The sequence below is a fragment of the Methanomethylovorans sp. genome (assembly GCF_050177135.1).
Taxonomy (GTDB): domain Archaea; phylum Halobacteriota; class Methanosarcinia; order Methanosarcinales; family Methanosarcinaceae; genus Methanomethylovorans.
Window position 1 is genome coordinate 1 of sequence record NZ_JBFXHJ010000176.1, and the last position, 4,130, is coordinate 4,130.

The 4,130-nt window shown below is 44.4% G+C and carries 3 protein-coding genes; all 3 read right to left on the bottom strand.

Annotated elements, in window-relative coordinates:
* Positions 1-22 precede the first annotated feature (22 nt).
* The 3 genes from AB7U21_RS10875 to AB7U21_RS10885 all read right to left on the bottom strand — a co-directional run bounded on the left by AB7U21_RS10875 (position 23) and on the right by AB7U21_RS10885 (position 4,128).
* Positions 23-463: a universal stress protein gene (locus AB7U21_RS10875; RefSeq protein ID WP_428388982.1), complete on the bottom strand. Its 441-nt coding sequence runs from the start codon at positions 461-463 to the stop codon at positions 23-25.
* 207 nt (positions 464-670) lie between these two features.
* On the bottom strand, positions 671-2,728 hold the full coding sequence (locus AB7U21_RS10880) for a cation:proton antiporter (protein ID WP_428388984.1): 2,058 nt from the start codon (positions 2,726-2,728) through the stop codon (positions 671-673).
* Positions 2,729-2,856: 128 nt separating this feature from the next.
* Positions 2,857-4,128, bottom strand: a complete 1,272-nt coding sequence (locus tag AB7U21_RS10885) for a methanogenesis marker 16 metalloprotein (protein WP_428388986.1) — start codon at positions 4,126-4,128, stop codon at positions 2,857-2,859.
* Between the last annotated feature and the right edge of the window lie 2 nt (positions 4,129-4,130).

Sequence of the window (4,130 nt, forward strand, 5' to 3'; positions counted from 1 at the left end):
CAACAAACTTTAACCCTTAATATTATGGAATGACCAGTACCGGCCTTTTTGCATATCTCACCACGTTCTCTGCAACGCTTCCAAGGAGAATATGAGTGAGTCCTGTGAGTCCCAGTGTTCCCATCACTATAAGGTCTATATCGTTCTCTGTGGCAAAATCCACTATTCCATCGGCAGGGGTTTTACCATCAATGATCACACATTCTACTTCAACCCCTTCTTTGTTGCCTATATCCACCACATATGCAGTAGCCTTCTCACCTTCTTCCTTTAGGTGGCCCTCCAGCGCCTTTGCCCACATCTCACCACGCATAGCGACAGCTACACCTGCAGGAGGCACAACATAAACAGCTTTGACCTTGGCACCGTTGGCTTTTGCCAATCCTATACTCCAGTTCACTGCATTTTTTACATTATCGGATCCATCGGTGGCTACAAGTATCGATCTTATATTTACGCTCATAATGCTTCCCCAAATTTAGAATTAAGATCAATATACGATATATCTGTTGGTTGAATCCGTATCTGTAGAACTAGTAGATAAAGCTGAAAAGAAGTTTATATCACCATATGAAAAAAGAAAGAAGAAAATAGTAAAGATTCGTGTACTGGGATCCTACTATCTTTTTAATTCAGATACCTGCATATATTATTTGAAGTAGGACAGAGCTTATGCTCCTTCATATGGACAACTTTCGGAAGGAGAAGCACCAATATCCCCTCCAAGAAAACTTCTTAGCTGGCACAGTTTCTCCGGTTTGCCAAGCACGATGAGCATATCGCCTGATAGAAGTTGTGTGTCACCTGTGGGGTTCTCAATGATCTGTTCACCTCTGCGGATAGCCAGTACTGTTGCACCATGAATGTTCCTCAGATCCACATCTTTCAGAGTGCTCCCATGAATGAAACTACCTTCCTTTATCTTAAAAGATGTCACATCCAGTCCCGGAAGATCATCTTTCAGGCTGAAAGTATCCTTTTTAGCTTCAATGGAATGCTTTCTCAACATGGAATAACCGTTTGCGCGTATCTCCCTTGTGAATGCGTAAATATCCTCTTCTGGTACAAGGTACTTTTTAAGAAGACGACTGAATATCTCCACCGATGTTTCATACTCCTCGGGAATTACCTCATCTGCACCCAGCTGGCTGAGGGTTTTGATCTCGCTCATATATCGTGTCCTTGTGATAATATAGATCTTCGGATTCATCCTTCTTGCAACATCAGTTATTGCCCTTGTAGCGATGAAATCAGATATGCCGACTACAAGTACCCTGGCAGACTTTATGTTAGCAGAATCAAGGACAACTTCATGAGTTGCATCCCCATAGTATATCCTTTCACCTTGTTTTCTTTCATTACGCACGGTCTCAGGGTTTGTCTCTATGATAACATAAGGTATGCCTGCGGTCTTTGCAGCATTAGAAACTGTCTTTCCGTTAAACCCATAACCTACGATAATAAGATGATCGTGCAATTCTTCATTTCCTTCTGTAGGTATTGCGTCAGTTGAGTATATACCCATGCTCTTTGCATACAGACCGTTGATCAATATAGGATTCTTAGTCTTGTTAATTAGCTTACTCGAGAAGCTGTGTGAGAAAGTCATCACAAAGGGTGTAGCTGCCATAGTGACTATGGAAACAGCAAGGAAAGCCTGATAAAGACTTTCATCGAGCAGCCCGTAAGACCTTCCGAAACTTGAGAGGACGAATGAGAACTCTCCCACCTGGGCCAGTGTCATCCCGGTTATGATCGTGGTTCTCAGAGGATAACCTAAAAGGAAGGTAACAAGCCCCGATGCCATAGATTTTACAAGTATTACACCTGCAGCCAATGCCAGAAGGATGAATATATTCTCCAGGAAAAAACCGACATCCATCAACATTCCTATTGATATGAAGAAAAAGCTTATAAAAACGTCCTTAAAAGGCATCATGTTGCCGACAGCCTGATGACTGTACTCGGATTCGGATATGATCAGACCCGCCAGGAACGCCCCGAGAGCCAGCGATAATCCCGCCTTGGAAGTCAGCCACGCCGTACCGAACACCGTGAATATGATGGCCAGGAGAAATAGTTCTCTGTTCCTGGTCTTAGCGATCCTGAAGAGCAGTGAAGGCATTATCCATCTCGCACTTACAATTACAAACAGCATGATACCAAGCCCTTTCAAAAGGAAGGTGACAGGACTGTCTCCTGAAGTGGAGGGCACACCTGCCAGTATGGGCGTAAGGAGTATCATGGGAACAATAACGATATCCTGGAATATGAGTATTCCAAGAGAGATCTTTCCGTAAGTGGTGTATGTTTCTCCCTTTTCCTGAAACAGTTTCAGTACTATGGCAGTACTGCTTAGGGATACCAGGAATCCGAGAAAAAGAGCTGTATTGGGACTGTAACCCATGTAAAGGGAAATATAGTAGACCAGTGCCGTAGTGATAACCACCTGCAAACCACCGCCCACCAGCACGAATCTTTTGATGTCCCAAAGCTCTTTGATGGACATCTCAACCCCTATTGTGAACAATAACAGAATTATCCCTATCTCTGAAAGTACCTCTACCTGCTCCACTTCGCGGATGATACCAAGGACATGAGGGCCTGCTACAATTCCCGTAACAAGAAAACCAAGTACAGGCGATAATTTGACCTTATGGAACATTAACAGGATAAGTATCGACAAACCAAAAATTATTTCAATATCAGTGAACAGTGTCAGATCCATATCGTAGCCAATCAATTCTGATTGAGCCTAAACTATAAAGATGTTTTGAGCTCTATAGAACCACGAAATTAATGTCGTAAATATATAAAAATATAAATCAACGCTCTTATTAAGCTAAGCTGCAAATATTACTTTATCCTCTCAGTCATCGGCCCCATGCTAAAAGAACCGTCGATCACCCTGTTCTTAAGTTCTTCGGCCATTTCTAGTGCTCTCTTGCGGTCCGACTGGCGTAGTACTATAGGGACTTCCCTGTACTTTTCTTCACCCGAACATTTCAGATCTGTTCTGATACTTCCAAGCCTTGCATTAAATACGCCTGCAGGACATAAAGTGGAACAAAGCCCACAGTTAAAACAGAGATACCGGTCCAGCACAGGTCTGGCGTTATTCAAAGATATGGCCTCCATGGGGCATTTTTCTTCAGCCGCGCATGTTGGACACTGCACGCATGCAGATGGCTTGAAAGTGACTGCCAGATCCACATCCTGCCACACGTTCCCATAGTCTGCCTGACCTATGAGCTTCCTGCGATCAACATCCATAACAGGCAGAGATATCTCAGGATCTGTCGTCTTAATAGCATCAAGTACAGCCTGACTGGTCACCGGTATGGGAATAGCCCAGGAAACAATGCATTCTGGTCCGGCACTGGTGATAAAACCACCCATGAGCCGAGGGTCCATGCCATGCATATCAGCAAATCCGGCAAGGTTCGGTTTTGCTGCACTGCTACGAGTCCCGCTCCCTATAACAAATCCTTCACTACCGTTCATGAGAAAACGGGTGCCTATACCAATGGTCTCCAGCAGAGGGTCATTCTTAACAGGGTTTATCTCTCCACACCCAGATACACTAGCTCCTGTAAGGTCCGGGCAGAAACCAATAGCGTGGAAAATGCTGTCCACAGTTCTAGGAGAACAATTCACAAATGCAGAATAGTTCTTGAAACAGTGTCGAGTACCGAATAAGCGGGCAAAGGGCATGTCATCCAGAGTAATGCCTGCAGTGAATGTGTCATTCTCATCAGTGATCACAGAAACCTCGATCTCTTTTTGCTGCACCATGTCCCTGAAAAGATGACCAGCACCGTAGTCTGGCCTGAGGCCGGAATGAGACGTTCCAAAGACCATAAGATCAAGTATACACAGTCTCTCATTAGGACAGGGACCTGTAAAAGCCGGCACACCATTCAGGAAGATCTTTTTCGCCCTTGTGAACTGCTGCGGAGCTTCAATCGGAAATGACATAACTGCATAGGTACCGCTCATTATCGCCCGCGTGGCTGTGGTAACCACATCCACATCTTCCAGTCCTACGTCCTTACCTTCCCTGACAAGCTGACATATTTCGTGGGAAGTCATGACCACAGCTTCTTTTCTACTGATCTTGGAACATATCT